Source organism: Microbispora sp. H10949, from assembly GCF_014161435.1.
Taxonomy (GTDB): Bacteria; Actinomycetota; Actinomycetes; order Streptosporangiales; family Streptosporangiaceae; genus Microbispora; species Microbispora triticiradicis.
On sequence record NZ_JABBWZ010000003.1, the window covers coordinates 100,358 to 114,911 of the forward strand.

At 71.6% G+C, this 14,554-nt stretch carries 10 protein-coding genes; 8 read left to right on the forward strand and 2 right to left on the reverse strand.

Annotation, left to right across the window (positions count from 1 at the left end; translation table 11 throughout):
- The first annotated feature begins 63 nt into the window (after positions 1–63).
- The 3 genes from HHX40_RS08040 to HHX40_RS08050 all read left to right on the forward strand — a co-directional run bounded on the left by HHX40_RS08040 (position 64) and on the right by HHX40_RS08050 (position 3,373).
- Positions 64–840, forward strand: a complete 777-nt coding sequence (locus HHX40_RS08040; protein ID WP_182880033.1) for an ATP-binding cassette domain-containing protein — start codon at positions 64–66, stop codon at positions 838–840.
- Positions 837–2,078 carry a sugar ABC transporter permease gene (locus tag HHX40_RS08045; RefSeq protein ID WP_111698042.1) on the forward strand — a complete coding sequence of 414 codons (1,242 nt, stop codon included), beginning with the start codon at positions 837–839 and terminating at the stop codon, positions 2,076–2,078. Before HHX40_RS08040 ends, HHX40_RS08045 begins: the two co-directional genes overlap by 4 nt.
- A gap of 89 nt (positions 2,079–2,167) precedes the next feature.
- Positions 2,168–3,373: an ROK family transcriptional regulator gene (locus tag HHX40_RS08050; RefSeq protein WP_182880369.1), complete on the forward strand. Its 1,206-nt coding sequence runs from the start codon at positions 2,168–2,170 to the stop codon at positions 3,371–3,373.
- A 22-nt stretch (positions 3,374–3,395) separates the two neighbouring features.
- On the opposite strand, the gene HHX40_RS08055 is transcribed toward HHX40_RS08050, so the two are convergent.
- The gene (locus HHX40_RS08055; protein ID WP_138459985.1) at positions 3,396–4,190 is read right to left on the reverse strand and encodes a neutral zinc metallopeptidase; all 795 of its coding nucleotides are present in this window, start codon (positions 4,188–4,190) and stop codon (positions 3,396–3,398) included.
- 238 nt (positions 4,191–4,428) lie between these two features.
- Between HHX40_RS08055 and dxs the strand changes: the two genes are divergently transcribed.
- Positions 4,429–6,342, forward strand: coding sequence for a 1-deoxy-D-xylulose-5-phosphate synthase (dxs, locus tag HHX40_RS08060; RefSeq protein ID WP_182880034.1), 1,914 nt, complete (start codon positions 4,429–4,431; stop codon positions 6,340–6,342).
- A gap of 63 nt (positions 6,343–6,405) precedes the next feature.
- Positions 6,406–7,893, forward strand: coding sequence for an amino acid permease (locus tag HHX40_RS08065; protein WP_310737991.1), 1,488 nt, complete (start codon positions 6,406–6,408; stop codon positions 7,891–7,893).
- Here the strand turns inward: HHX40_RS08065 and HHX40_RS08070 are convergent.
- The gene (locus tag HHX40_RS08070) at positions 7,856–8,479 is read right to left on the reverse strand and encodes a LysE family translocator (protein WP_138459986.1); all 624 of its coding nucleotides are present in this window, start codon (positions 8,477–8,479) and stop codon (positions 7,856–7,858) included. The two genes, HHX40_RS08065 and HHX40_RS08070, sit on opposite strands and share 38 nt — an antisense overlap.
- 162 nt (positions 8,480–8,641) lie before the next feature.
- Here HHX40_RS08070 and HHX40_RS08075 point away from each other — a divergent pair, with 162 nt between their 5' ends.
- From HHX40_RS08075 to HHX40_RS08085, 3 genes are read left to right on the forward strand one after another with little or no spacing between them, the layout of a single operon-like run.
- Entirely contained in the window at positions 8,642–12,037 is a 3,396-nt protein-coding gene (locus tag HHX40_RS08075; RefSeq protein WP_182880035.1) for a hypothetical protein, read from the forward strand.
- A gap of 11 nt (positions 12,038–12,048) precedes the next feature.
- Positions 12,049–12,216 carry a hypothetical protein gene (locus tag HHX40_RS08080; RefSeq protein WP_182880417.1) on the forward strand — a complete coding sequence of 56 codons (168 nt, stop codon included), beginning with the start codon at positions 12,049–12,051 and terminating at the stop codon, positions 12,214–12,216.
- The gene (locus tag HHX40_RS08085) at positions 12,213–14,546 is read left to right on the forward strand and encodes a LamG domain-containing protein (protein WP_182880036.1); all 2,334 of its coding nucleotides are present in this window, start codon (positions 12,213–12,215) and stop codon (positions 14,544–14,546) included. The genes HHX40_RS08080 and HHX40_RS08085 overlap by 4 nt, the downstream gene beginning before the upstream one ends.
- Positions 14,547–14,554: the final 8 nt, after the last annotated feature.

The window sequence follows — 14,554 nt, forward strand, 5'->3', positions numbered from 1 at the left end:
GCGGCGAGAGGCGGCCCCGAGGACGGCGCCGTACCGGCCCATAGATCTACGGAGAAGCCCATCGTGTCCCAGGGACCGATCCTGGAACTGCGCGGCATCAACAAGAGCTTCGGCCCCGTGCAGGTCCTTCACGACGTCGCCTTCTCGGTCCATCCGGGAGAGGTGACCGCACTGGTCGGCGACAACGGCGCCGGCAAGTCAACGCTGGTCAAGTGCATCGGCGGAATCCACCCGATCGATTCGGGCGAGTACCTCTTCGAGGGCGAGCGGGTCCACGTGAGCGGGCCCAGGGACGCCGCGGAGCTCGGCGTCGAGATCGTCTACCAGGACCTCGCCCTCTGCGACAACCTCGACATCGTGCAGAACATGTTCCTGGGCCGCGAGCGCAAGAGCGGGCTCGTCCTGGACGAGGACACGATGGAGGAGATGGCGGCCAAGACCCTGGCCGGGCTCTCGGTGCGCACCGTGAAGTCGCTGCGCCAGCACGTCTCCAGCCTCTCGGGCGGCCAGCGGCAGACGGTGGCCATCGCCAAGGCCGTGCTGTGGAACAGCAAGGTCGTCATCCTCGACGAGCCGACCGCCGCCCTCGGCGTGGCGCAGACCGCCCAGGTGCTGGAGCTGGTCCGCCGCCTGGCCGACAAGGGCCTCGCGGTGGTGCTCATCTCGCACAACATGAACGACGTCTTCGCCGTGTCCGACCGGATCGCGGCGCTCTACCTGGGACGGATGGCGGCCCAGGTGAAGGCCTCCGAGGTGACCCACTCGCAGGTCGTGGAACTCATCACCTCCGGGCGCAGCGGGGAGCTCGGCATCGGGAACGGCATCGGAGCGGCATCATGACAACCGAAACGCTCCCCAAGCAGGAGAACGCCGACTCCGCGATCGGCACGCACGTCAGGGGCTACGTCGAGCGGGTGCGCGGCGGTGAGCTGGGCGCGCTCCCCGCCGTCTTCGGTCTCATCATCCTGTGCGTGGTCTTCTCGGTCCTGCGGCCGTCGTTCCTGTCGGCGCTGAACTTCGCCAACCTGTTCACCCAGGGCGCGGCGGTCGCCGTCATCGCCATGGGCCTGATCTTCGTGCTGCTCCTCGGCGAGATCGACCTGTCCGCCGGCTTCGCGAGCGGCGTCTGCGCGGCGGTGCTCGCCGTGCTGCTGACCTTCCAGGGCTGGCCCTGGTACCTCGCGGTGCTGACCGCGATGGTCACCGGCGCGGTCATCGGCCTGGTCCTCGGGTCGCTGGTGGCCAAGCTCGGCATCCCGTCCTTCGTGGTCACGCTGGCGGCGTTCCTCGCCTTCCAGGGCGTCGTCCTGCTGCTGGTGAAGAACGGCACCAACATCTCGATCCGCGACGAGACGATCCTCGCGATCGCCAACAAGAACGTGCCGCCGGCCGCCGGCTGGATCGCCACCGCAGTGGGCGTCGCCGCCTACGCCGCGATCCAGTTCGTGCAGGCGCGCCGCCGGGCCGCGCGCGGCCTGGTCGCCGCGCCCATGGCGGTGATCGCCGCCCGCGTCGCGGCGCTCGCCGTCATCGCGGGCGCCGCGGTGTACATGCTCAACCTGGAGCGCAGCCGCACGGCCATCGTGTCGCTCAAGGGCGTGCCGATCGTCGTCCCGCTGATCGTCATCCTGCTGATCATCTGGACCTTCGTGCTGCGGCGCACGGCGTACGGCCGGCACATCTACGCCGTCGGCGGCAACGCCGAGGCCGCCCGCCGGGCCGGCATCAACGTGGACCGCATCCGCATCTCCGCCTTCGTCATCTGCTCCTTCATGGCCTCGATCGGCGGCATCATCGCGGCGTCCCGGGCCAACTCGGTCGACCCCAACACGGGCGGCAGCAACGTGCTGCTGTTCGCGGTGGGCGCGGCCGTCATCGGCGGCACCAGCCTCTTCGGCGGCAAGGGCCGGGCGCTCGACGCGGTGCTCGGCGGCGCGGTGGTCGCGGTGATCGAGAACGGCATGGGCCTGATGGGCTACAGCGCCGGCGTCAAGTTCGTCGTGACCGGCTCGGTGCTGCTGCTCGCCGCGGGTGTGGACGCGCTGTCCCGCAAACGCTCGGCGGCCACCGGCCGCTGACAGGGCGGGCTCCGCTCTCCGATCAAGTCCCAGAGGCCTTCCGGGCCTCTGACCCCCACCCCCCACGGAAGTCCGAGGCCGTTCCGATGATGCGCGCAGGTCCCTCACAGGAGGAGATCCGCAAGCACAACCTCGGGACGCTGCTGCGGCACGTCCACGTGGGAGGGCCCACCTCGCGGGCCGAGCTGACCTCGCTGATGGGGCTCAACCGCAGCACCATCATGGCCCTGACGGCCGACCTCACGGCGGCCGGGCTCGTCCGGGAGGAACTGCCCAGGGACACCGGAAGGGCGGGGCGGCCGTCCCTGGTCGTCCGCCCGGAGACGGCCCGCGTCTACGTGCTCGCCTTCGACGTGGGGGTGGACCGGCTGGCCGCCGCCCGCATCGGCCTCGGCGGCGTGATCCTCGACCGCCGCGAGACCAGGCGGGAGCGCGGGCCCTTCGACCTGACGCAGGTCGCGGGCACCCTGGCGGGCTTCGCCCGGCAGATGCGGCGCCGGACGCGGGAGGACACGATCTGCGTCGGCGCGGCCGCGGGGGTCTCCGGCGTGGTCCGCCGCTCCGACGGCGTGGTCAGGCTCGGGCCGAACATCGGCGCCGTGGAGACGCCGCTGCGGGAGGAGCTGACCCGGCGCCTCGCGCTCGGCATGCCGGTGGCGGTGGGCAACGAGGCGAACCTCGGCGCGCTCGCCGAGCACACCCGCGGGATCGGGATCGGCTGCCGCGACCTGGTCTACCTGCACGGAGACGTGGGCATCGGCGGCGGCATCATCGTGAACGGCCAGCTTCTCGGCGGGCACGGCGGGTACGGCGGCGAGGTGGGCCACATGGTGGTCAACCCCGACGGCCGCCGGTGCGGCTGCGGCTCCCGCGGCTGCCTGGAGGCCGAGGTGGGGGAGCCCGCCCTGATGGAGCACGCCGGCCGGTACGGCGAGATGATCGGCAGGGACGCGGTGCGGGCGGTGGTCGACGCGGCGGACCGGGGCGACGTGCGGGCCCAGGAGGCCCTCGCCCACGTGGGCGGCTGGCTCGGCCTCGGCGTCGCCAACCTCGTGAACGTCTTCAACCCCGAGATGGTCGTCTTCGGCGGCATCCTCAGGGAGATCTACCTCGGCTCGGCGGCCCAGGTGCGCAGCCGGATCGCCACCGGGACGCTGTCGGCGGCGCGGGAGCGGCTGCGGCTGCGCACCACGGCGCTGGGCGACGACGCGACGCTGATGGGGGCCGCCGAGCTGGCCTTCACGCAGGTGCTCGCCGACCCCCTGGAGGCGCTGTCGCGTCTCGGCCCCGCCTGACGGGGACCGTCAGGCGGAACCGTCAGGCGGTCGTACGGGCGGGGGCGCTGAAGGTGTCGCACGCCTTCGGGCCGTTGCCGATCCAGCCGCGCTTGAGCCAGTAACGGATGCTCCGGGCCTTGCCGTGCGCGGCGTCGCCGGTGATCCAGTCGAGCTGCTCCTCGAAGTCGAACTCGTCGCGGCCGAGGGAGTGCCACACGCTGCCGATGAAGGCGCCGGAGAAGCACTCGGCCTGGAGCTCGACGCGGCGGGTGAGGTCGTAGGCCCGCTTCTTGCTCACCGTGCGGTAGCGCCGGTAGACCTCCGGCAGGATGCCGGCGCGGTCCTGCGCGTAGTGGCCGTACTCGTGAGCGATGACCGTGAACAGGTTGAACTCGGTCGGGTCGGACAGCTGCGACTTGTACAGCAGGATCCACATGGTGTCGTTCTTGGGGCAGTACATGCCCGCGGCGTAGCCCGCCGGGTACTTGCCGCAGCCCGTCGGCACGCTCTTGGTGATGTAGCGCACCTTCGGCGGGGAGAACCTCAGCCCGGCCTGCCGGAACTCCTCGGCCCACGACTTGTTGAGGCAGTCGAGCAGGTGGTCGAGGTAGACCCGGTAGGTGTCCAGGTCGTCGGGGCGGCGGGACAGCTCCGAGCACTCGGGGAAGTCGAACTCGCCCGTCTTGTACAGGGGGTTGGCAGTCAGCGCGGCCTGGCCCCTGGGCATGGGCCGGGCGGCCTTGCCCGGGGACGCGCCCGCCGTGCCGGCGAGGGAGAGGACGGTGGCCGCCGCCGTGGCCGCGACGGCGGCAGCACGGAGGCTTATGCGAATCATGAGTGGGCATCCCCAGCGGACAGAGAAACAGGGTCAGAAAAAGGTGGCGAGGGGCTCGAACGCCTCAAAGCGGACTCCCTCGCGAGATCATGAGAGTAGGGCAGGAGGCGGCGACGGGTAAAGCGGAATAGATGTCGTTACGGAGAAGGTCTGTGGAGGTTCAGTGCGACCCCTGGTAACACCCGGCCTCCGTCGAACTAGACTCGATCCGTTCGATGGCGAGCGGGAAGGATGCACGGTGGGGATTCTGGAGACGATCAAGGACCCGCTCGACGTGAAGCGCCTCGAGGCCGGGCAGCTGCCCGCGCTGGCGGAGGAGATTCGCGACGTGCTGGTCTCCACGGTCGCGAAGACCGCCGGCCACCTCGGCCCCAACCTGGGGGTGGTCGAGCTGACAATCGCCCTCCACCGGGTCTTCGACTCGCCCCGCGACCCCATCCTGTTCGACACCGGCCACCAGTCGTACGTGCACAAGCTGCTGACCGGCCGGGCCGAGCGGTTCGGCACCCTGCGGCAGGAGGGCGGCCTGTCGGGGTATCCCAGCCGGGCCGAGTCCGAGCACGACTTCATCGAGAACTCCCACGCCTCCACCGTCCTGTCGTACGCCGACGGGCTCGCCAAGGCGTTCGTGCTGGGCGGCGAGACCGACCGCACGGTGGTGGCGCTGATCGGCGACGGCGCGCTGACCGGCGGGATGGCCTGGGAGGCGCTGAACAACATCGCCGGGCGCAAGGACCTGCCGCTGATCATCGTGGTCAACGACAACGGCCGCTCCTACTCGCCGACGATCGGCGGCCTCGCCTCGCACCTGTCGTCCCTGCGGATGACCCAGGGGTACGAGCACGTGCTGGAGCTCGTGAAGAACAACCTCGGCCGGGTCCCGGTGGTCGGCACGCCGCTGTACGACACGCTGCACGGCATGAAGAAGGGCCTGAAGGACATCCTGACCCCGCAGGCCATGTTCGAGGACCTCGGGCTGAAGTACGTCGGCCCGATCGACGGCCACGACGAGGGCGCCGTGGAGGCGGCCCTGCGCCGCGCCCGGGGCTTCCGCGGGCCCGTCATCGTGCACGTGCTCACCCGCAAGGGGAACGGCTACGCGCACGCGGAGAACCACGACGAGGACTGCTTCCACTCGCCGCAGCCCTTCGACGTCGAGACCGGCGAGGAGCGGCCCCGGCCGCACAGCTGGACCAACGTCTTCGGCGACGAGATGGTGAAGATCGGCGCGGAGCGGAAGGACGTCGTCGCGATCACCGCGGCGATGCTCCACCCCACCGGCCTGGCGGCGTTCGCCGAGGCGTACCCGGACCGGATCTACGACGTGGGCATCGCCGAGCAGCACGCCCTCACCAGCGCCGCCGGGCTCGCGTTCGGCGGTCTCCACCCGGTGGTCGCGGTCTACGCGACCTTCCTCAACCGGGCCTTCGACCAGCTTCTGATGGACGTGGCGCTGCACCGGCAGCCGGTCACGGTCGTGCTCGACCGGGCCGGGGTGACCGGCGACGACGGGCCGAGCCACAACGGCATGTGGGATCTGTCACTCCTCCAGGTCGTTCCCGGGCTGTCGGTCGCCGCCCCCCGCGACGGCGCGCGGCTGCGCGAACTGCTGGCCGAGGCGGTCAGGATCGAGGACGGCCCGACGGTGGTCCGCTTCCCCAAGGGCGCGCTGCCCGCGGACGTCGACGCGGTCGGCAAGCTCGGCGAGATGGACGTGCTGCGCGCCGGGGACGCCGACGTGCTGCTCGTCGCGGTCGGCCCGATGGCGGAGCTCTGCCTGGAGGCCGCGACCCTGCTCGACGCGCAGGGCATCTCGGCAACGGTGGTCGACCCGCGCTGGGTGAAGCCGCTGGACAAGGCCCTCGTGCTCGCCGCCTCGGCGCACCGGCTGGTCGCGGTGGTGGAGGACAACGGCCGGGTCGGCGGCGTGGGCGACGCCGTGGCGCGCCTGCTGCGCGACGCCGACGTGGACGTGCCGGTGCGGACCTACGGCGTCCCGCAGCGGTTCCTCGACCACGCCAAGCGGGCCAAGATCCTCTCCGACGTCGGCCTGACCGGGCAGGACCTCGCCCGCCAGATCACCGAGGCCGTCGCGCGGCGCTCGCAGGTGATGGAGAGCCACCCGGCCAGGTTGGTACATCCGACTGACTGATCACCATGCGTAATACCGGTCCGACCGGGAAGTCTGCAGGTCATCGACGTGAGGAGCCTGCGGATGAACGTTTTCCGGACGAAACCGGTAGAACAGTCCATCGAGGACGCCGAGGGCGGCGAGCACCGGCTCAGGCGTACGCTGAGCGCCCTCGACCTGACGGTCTTCGGCGTCGGGGTCATCGTGGGCACCGGCATCTTCGTGCTGACCGGCGTCGCGGCGCGCAACACGGCCGGCCCGGCGGTCGCGATCTCCTTCGTGGTCGCCGGGGTGGTGTGCGCCCTCGCGGCCCTGTGTTACGCCGAGTTCGCCGCCACGGTCCCGGTCGCCGGATCGGCCTACACCTACGCGTACGCCACGATCGGCGAGTTCCCGGCCTGGATCATCGGCTGGGACCTGATGCTGGAGCTGGCGCTCGGCGCGGCGGTGGTCGCCTCGGGCTGGTCGGGCTACTTCGCCTCGCTGCTGAAGAACTTCGGCATCGATCTGCCGCCGTCCCTCGCCGGTGACCACGCCGTCTTCAACATCCCCGCAGCCGTGATCGTGCTCCTGCTGACCGGGGTGCTGGTGGCCGGGATCAAGATGTCGATCAGGTTCAACGGCGCCATGGTGGCGATCAAGCTGGCCGTGGTGCTGCTCGTGATCATCGCCGGGCTGTTCTACATCAAGGGGGGCAACTACCAGCCGTTCGTCCCGCCGGCGCACCAGCTTCCTCCCGACGAGGGGCTGAAGGCGCCCCTCATCCAGGTGCTGTTCGGCGTGCAGCCGGTCGCCTACGGAGTCTTCGGCGTCTTCACCGCCGCGGCGCTGGTGTTCTTCGCCTACATCGGCTTCGACGTCGTGGCGACCGCCGCCGAGGAGACCCGCCGCCCGCAGCGCGACCTGCCGATCGGGATCATCGCCTCCCTCGTCGTCTGCACGATCCTCTACGTGGTGGTCTCGCTCGTGGTCGTCGGCATGCAGCACTACTCCGAGCTCAGCGAGTCGGCCCCGCTCGCCGACGCGTTCCGGTCGGTGGGCCAGTCCTGGATGGCGACCCTGATCAGTGTCGGGGCCATCGCCGGTCTCACCACGGTCGTGATGACCCTCATGCTCGGCCAGAGCCGGGTGCTGTTCGCGATGTGCCGCGACAGCCTGCTGCCCCGCTCCCTCGCCCGGGTCCACCCCAGGTTCCGCACGCCGTACCGGATCACCATCGTCATCGGCGTGGTGACCGCGCTGCTCGCTGCGCTGATCCCGCTCAGCGCGATCGCCGAGCTGGTGAACATCGGCACGCTGTTCGCGTTCGTGATCGTCGCGGTCGCGGTGGTGATCCTGCGCAGGACCCGTCCCGACCTGCCGCGCTCCTTCCGCACCCCGCTGGTGCCGCTGGTGCCGATCGCCTCGGTGCTGGCCTCGGCCTACCTGATGCTCAACCTGCCGGTGGAGACCTGGATCCGCTTCTTCGTCTGGATGGCCGTGGGCACGGTCGTCTACTTCCTGTACGGATACCGGCGGAGCCGGGTGGCGAATCCTAGGAGTAAGCCCGGGGAGCCAGCCCTCGGACGATGAGCACGACGCCGACGGCGGCCAGCAGCACGCCGCTCGCGCCGAGCAGCAGGCGGTAGCCGCGGGGGGTCAGCCGGTGCCTGCCGGCCCCCACCGCCCCCGCCAGCGCCACCTTGGAACCGACCAGGACCAGGTAGAAGGCCCCGGTGAAGCCCAGCGCGTACGCCGGGGCCCGGTCCCAGGCCGCGACGAACACCGGCGAGCCCACCGCGATCCAGAACAGCCAGGGGTGCGGGTTGAGCAGGTTCACCACCACCCCGCGCAGGATCTCCCGCGCCGAGGACGGCGCGTCCTCGCCGGGCCGGGGCGGCAGCGCCGTACGGGCCTCGCGCAGCGTCTCCACACCCAGATAGACCACGTAGAGGCCGCCGCACACCGACAGCACGCGCAGCAGCGCCTCCGGCAGCGCCCCGACGGCCGTCACGGCGAGCAGCACCACGGGCAGGTCCGACAGCAGCGGCACGCAGGCCAGGCGCACGCCCGCGCGGAAGCCGCCGCGCAGGCTGGCCGTGATGACGAGCGTCAGCAGCGCCCCGGGCATGACGCCCGCCCCCAGCCCCAGGCTGAGCCCCATGAGTAGTTCTGGCACATGACCTCCCGATTTGTCCGCACGAGAGGCTATCGGCGGCCGGCGACGGGGAGCGCGCAGTGAGGACGACCTAGCCGCTATGTATAGCTATACGAAACATCGTGATCGATATAGCCTCCAGTCGAATGATCCAATGATCACTTCTGACAGGACTCCTCCCGCATGGCGACAGCGCTTGTCGTACCGGTCCATCTCGATGCCCTCTGCCTGCCCGAGGACCGCGACGTGGCCGGTCCCGAAGCCGACTTCACCCTCCTTCCGCATGTGGGCCCGGACGGCCGCGACCACAACGCCGGGCTTCCCTATCTCAGCGGCGCGATACTGTCCGCCCCGTTCGACGACCGGCCGTTCCGCCTGAAGGCCGGGGTCCACCTCCACTGGTCCCTGCCGGACGCGCTGACCCGGCTCACCCAGGACGAGAACGGGCGGACGCGGGTCACGGCCGTCCCGAACCGCTGGCTGGTGACCCGGACCCGGGCCGGGACGATCGACGCCCAGTGGGTGGTCGAGAGCGACCACGTGTCCGACGACAACCTGAGCGGCACCGTTCACCCCCGCACCGAGCCCCCGGCGCCCGGCACCCGGCCCTACCGTTACCTGGGCCGCCGGATCCGCCTGGACCAGTGGCCGGTGGGGGGTGGCGAGTACCTGCCCGAGCTGACCGCGGTGGGTCACGGCGACCCGGTGTTCGCCGCCTTCTACCCGAACTGTCACAGCGTCTTCGGCTGCCACGACCCCGACTTCACCACGCCGCCGCAGGACGTCTCCTACGACGTCGTCGGCTGGTACGGCACCCTCACCCAGGACCCCGTGGCGAACCCCTCGGCTCCCTTGGCCGAGGTTCTCGATCGCTTCGGTTGGAGCGTTCCATCCCGTTCTGGGCCGATCGCCCGGACTGTCTGTTACGCGAAGCTGACCTTCGCCCCGGCCGGGGACACCTCCAACCCGCTGCTCGTGAACGCGGGCACCGGCGTCTACGTCGGCCACAGCCCCACCGAGGCGCTCGCCGCCTCCATCGGCCCCACCCTGGACGCCGGCGACCCCGACGGGATCGAGAACCTCCTGGAGGCCTTGGCCTTCGCCGGCGACCTGGAGTCGAGGGCCTCCGACCTGGAGGTCCGGCTGTCGGAGGCGCGGCACACCGCGACGTTCGACCCGATCCCCGGCGGCCTGCGCTGGACCGTACGCCGCAGGGACGACAACGACGGGGTCACCGCCGAGCAGAAACAGGCGAGGGAGGCGATCACGCTTCCCGAGTCCGTCGCCGATCTCCTGGACGAGGTCAACCGGGCCCAGCGGGACTACGACGACGCCCGCGACGTCCTGGTCAGCCTGCGCGACCGGTTGTTCGCCGACTGGCACAAGTACCTGATCTGCGTCTACCCGGACGACGCCACCCGCGACGGCTATCCGGACCCCGACGAGGTGGCCTTCTTCCTGGACCGGCAGATCACCTGGATCCAGGCGTACGACGCCGCCACCGGCGTCTTCCCGCCGGCCGGCCAGGGCACCAGCCGGGCCCATGTGCTGGGCGGTGCGATCAAGAACCTGGTGACGGCGCTCGGCGCCGTCAACACGGCCGCGGCCGCCGCGAAGACCGAGTTCGCGCTCGAACGGGTCCCGGCGCCCCCATGGTGGCGGCCGAGGGAGCCGGTGGTGCTGTTCACCGGTCCCGCCGCGACCCCGACCGACCGGCACGGCGCCGACGGCACCCTGTCGTGCGTGCTCGCCGACGTGCCCGAACCGGCCTCGGCCGCGGCCCTCGCGGGCGTACGGGCCGCGGTGGACGGCCGCTTCCCCGCGCAGGCGTGGCGGACCGACCCGTGGCACCCGGTGCTGCTCCAGTGGGAGGCCGAATACTTCCCGGTGGCCGTCGGCGACAACCTCGCGGCCGACCAGCGGGACTACGCGCCGTACTTCGTCGTCAACGGCTACGACCTGCCGCCGGGCGAGGCCGACCTGGTGTCCTCGGGCATGCCGCTCGACAAGGGCGCCAACGTGTACGCGGGAACCACTGTGCTGTCGTCGGGGGCGCGGCCGGTGCTGTCGGAGCGGATCCTCACCTACCTGGCGGGCGCGATCCTCCCGGCGTACAACACGGGCCACCCGCCGATCACGCCGGACGACTTCGCCCGCTCGCCGGAGGCCGTCCTCACCTGGTACGAGTCCGGCGACGACCGCCAGGCGCGGCTGCTCCACCTGATCGCGGCCTACCGCCACCTGGCCGCGCACGAGGACGGCAACCTGTCCCAGTCGCTCGGCGGGTTCAACGACGCGCTGGTGATGCGGCGGCTGGTGCGCCAGCTTCCGATCGCCGATCCGGTCAACTTCCCCGCCTACCAGGCGTTCGCTCAGCGGGTGGTCGACGCGGTCGGCGACGAGGTGCGGTCGGCGCCCCGGCCGCTGACGGACTTCAACCCCATCCGGGCCGGGGCGATGCGGCTGCTGCGGCTCCGGCTGGTCGACAACTTCGGCCTGGTGCACGACGTCGGCACCGACCCGACGGGCACCACCGAGCGGCTGCGGGTGCCCGATCACCCCGCGTGGGTTGCGCTCCCGCCCCGGCTGGCCCAGCCCGCCCGGATGCGGTTCCACCTGCTGAACGCCACCCGCGACGACGAGGCGGGCGACCTGCCGGGCATGTCGCCGGTCTGCGGCTGGCTGGTGCCGTCCGATCTGGACGACACGCTGGCGGTCCACGCCGCCGACGGGACCGTGCTCGGCGCGCTGGGCGCGGTCGCCGAGGGGAGCCGGGCCCGCTGGAGCCCGGTTCCAGGGAGCACGGTCGCCGATCCCGGCGCCATCGCCGACCCGACCCTGCGGGCGATCGTGACGCGGTTGCGTGAGGCCGGGCCGGACGCGGTAGGGGACGTGCTGGCGGCGCTGTCGGACGCGCTGGCCTCGATCGACCCGGAGAACGACACCCCGGCGGGAGCGCTGCTGACCGCCCGGCCGCTGGCGGTCGTACGGGCCGAGCTGGATCTCCAGATCAAGGGCCTGCCGGCCGTGCACCAGGACTGGAACGTGTTCCGGGAGGACATGCGGCGCTACGGGCGGGAGACCAACGCGGTCACCGACGTGCTGTTCCCGGTGCGGATCGGCCAGCCCGGCCGATGGGGCGACGGCGTGGCCGGACTGTGGCTCCTCGACGAGGAGGGCAGACCCACCGGCGACTTCCTGGCCCAGGCGACGCTGCACCAGTCGATCGACCTGCCCCCCGTCCGCATGGCGCTGCTGCTCGACCCGCGCGGGAGGGCGCACGCCGTGAGCGGCGTCCTCCCGGTCGCCTCGGCCGGCCTGGACGCCGTCCAGTACGCCGCCGCCCTCGACGCGATGGAACTCGACGTCTTCACGGCTCCCGTGCTGGGTGACGCCGACCGGCTCGGCCTGCCGGTGCCCGACGTGCCCGGCCGCCGGTGGGCCTGGCGGGAGAAGCAGGGCACCGCCTGGATCACCGCCGACCTGGACGTCTCCGCGCTGGACGCCCATTTCCCCGCCGACCTGACCGCTCGGGAGGGCTGGCTCACGATCCGGCCCGGCTCCGGCGGCACGACCTGAACGAGGACCCCGTGATTCCCGACGACAAGGAGATCCCGCTGAGCCTGACGCTCGCGGAGGTCAACCTCATCCTCGAAGCCCTCGGCAACCTGCCGTACGTCCGCGTCTTCGAGTTGATCGGCAGGCTCCACGAGCAGGCCAGCAGCGTACTGTCCCCCTCGCCCAAGGAGCCCGAGTGAGCGCGAACCTGATCCTGCACTGGCCGCTCGACGAGATGTCCGGCCAGCGCACCGTCTTCGACGCCTCCGGCCACGGCATCCTGGGGCAGGTGAGCGGGGACGCGAAGGCCGTGCCGGACGAGCAGTTCGGCAGCGCCCTGGCGTTCACCGGCAGCGGTCAGTACGTGACCCCCGCGGGCGGCAGGGGGATGGCCGTCTCCCGGTACACGGTGGAGCTGTGGGTCCGGACCGACCGGCCACCGGCCGCGGCCACCCCTCTCGTGAACCGGCGTAACAGCGTCGACCTGGTGATCAACATCAATCCCGACGGCTCGGTCGAGCACCGGTTCGTCACCCAGGAGAGAGCCGGCAACACGCACACGACCCCGCCGCGGCTGCTCGCGTGGAACGCCTGGCAGCACATCGCGGTCACCAACGACGCCGCCACCGCGCGGATCTACGTCAACGGTGAGGCGGCCGGCGAGTGGGACTATCCCGGCACCCGTCAGCAGGGCGACCCGACCCCGCTCGTGGTGGGCGCCGACCTCGCGCGCAAGATCTACACCGCCGGCCGGTACGCCCACGTCCGGGTGTACGACGGCGCGCTCACGGCCGCCGAGATCCAGCGCGACATGGCCGAGGACAGCTCGACCCTCGCCGCGTACGTGCGGACCCACCCGCTCGACCTGGAGCTGCTGAACCTCGACGAGCAGCCGGTGCTGTTCATCGACAATGATCCGGTCGGCCAGCCGATGCGGCTGCGGCTCACCAACAGCTCCCGGCAGAACATCGAGTTCCTGCGGCTGGGGGCGCCCCCGGCCCCATCCAACTTCCACGTGGCCGCGCGGCTGCGTCCCGGCGTGCTCGCCACCCCCACCGCCGTCTCCTCCGGCGCCTCCGGCTGGGCGGCGCAGGCCGCCGCCGACGGCACCGCGCTCTACCTGGTGGCGACGAACGCCGCGCCGATCGCGCCGGGCGCCTGGGTCGACGTGCCGCTGACCGGCCTGAGCGCCGACCCGGGCGGCGGCAGCCGGGGCACCCGGATCGAGTTCGACTACCAGCGGCTGAGATCCGCGGGGGAGACCGCCGAACTGACCGGCACCCGCCTGCAGTACCTCGACGTCGTCAACCACCGGGGCCGCCCGGACATCCCGCTGGTCATGGGATTCGCGGCCGGTGACACCGTGCTGAACGACGGCGTCACCCCGAGCACCCTCACCCTGTACGTCGCCAACACCTCCACCGACACCACGGTCACGCTGGCGGGCGGCGGCCCCGGCAAGGGCGGTTCGCTGTTCACCGTCACCTTCGACGTCGGCGCGGACGGCAACGACTGGGCGCTGGCCGAGAGCGCCGCCGGCGTCTCGGTCACCGTGACGACCCCCGGCGTCTCCACCGCCGGATGGGGCCAGGTCGCCCACGACCTCGGCACCCGCGCCTCGTGGACGCTCTACCCGGTCGCCGGCGTGGACCTGGCCCCCGGCAAGGCCGTCGTCATCACCGTGGCGGGGGTCGTCGGCCTCCGTGACCCCGGCCGGGCCGGCATCGTGGTCGGCTACGAGAACATCCCCGGCTACCGCGACGGCGCGCAGACCCTGGAGGCGGACCGGCGGCCGCTGGCCTTCTCGGGCTCGTCCACCGGCGTCGGCATCCTCGCGCCCGCCGCGAAACTGCACGTCGTCGACACCGTGCTCGCTCCCACCACCAACGGCACGCTGCTGATCGGCCCGCCCAAGGCCGGTTCCCTCAAGATCGGGTACGGCGCCGACCACGCCTGGCTGCAGTCCGGGCCGAACGCGGTGCTGGCCCTCAACCCGGCGAGCGGCCGGGTGATCGTCGGGGCGACGAGCACCACCCCCGTCGACGCGGGCGGGAAGCTGACCGTCGTCGCCGCGAACAGCCATCTGCAGCTACGCCGAGCCGCGGGACTCCCGGGCACCGGATCGCAGGTCTTCCTGGAGCTGTACCAGGAACAGCAGTCCGCGACCGTCTATCCCGCCATCCGGTTCCACCAGTCGAACCGCTTCTGGCACCTCATCCAGGGCCGCCCGGAGGGCTTCTTCTTCCTCTGGGCCGGCGACTCCACGAGTCTGACCGACGTCTACGCCGCCGGGCTCAAGGGAAGCTCGCTGACCCTCGGCGGCACGACGATCGGCGAAGCCGAGCTCCAGATCCTCAGGAGGCTGGCCGCCGGCACGCTCACCGTGACCCTCTACAACGACGAGATCCGGGCGACCGCCTCGCCGTTCCAGATCCAGAACGGCACCGCACGGCCGTACGTCGTCGGGCTGGAACAGCCCAACCAGAACAACCTCATGCAGCGGTTCCGACTCGTGCCCGTGGCAAAGTGAGAGGCGGG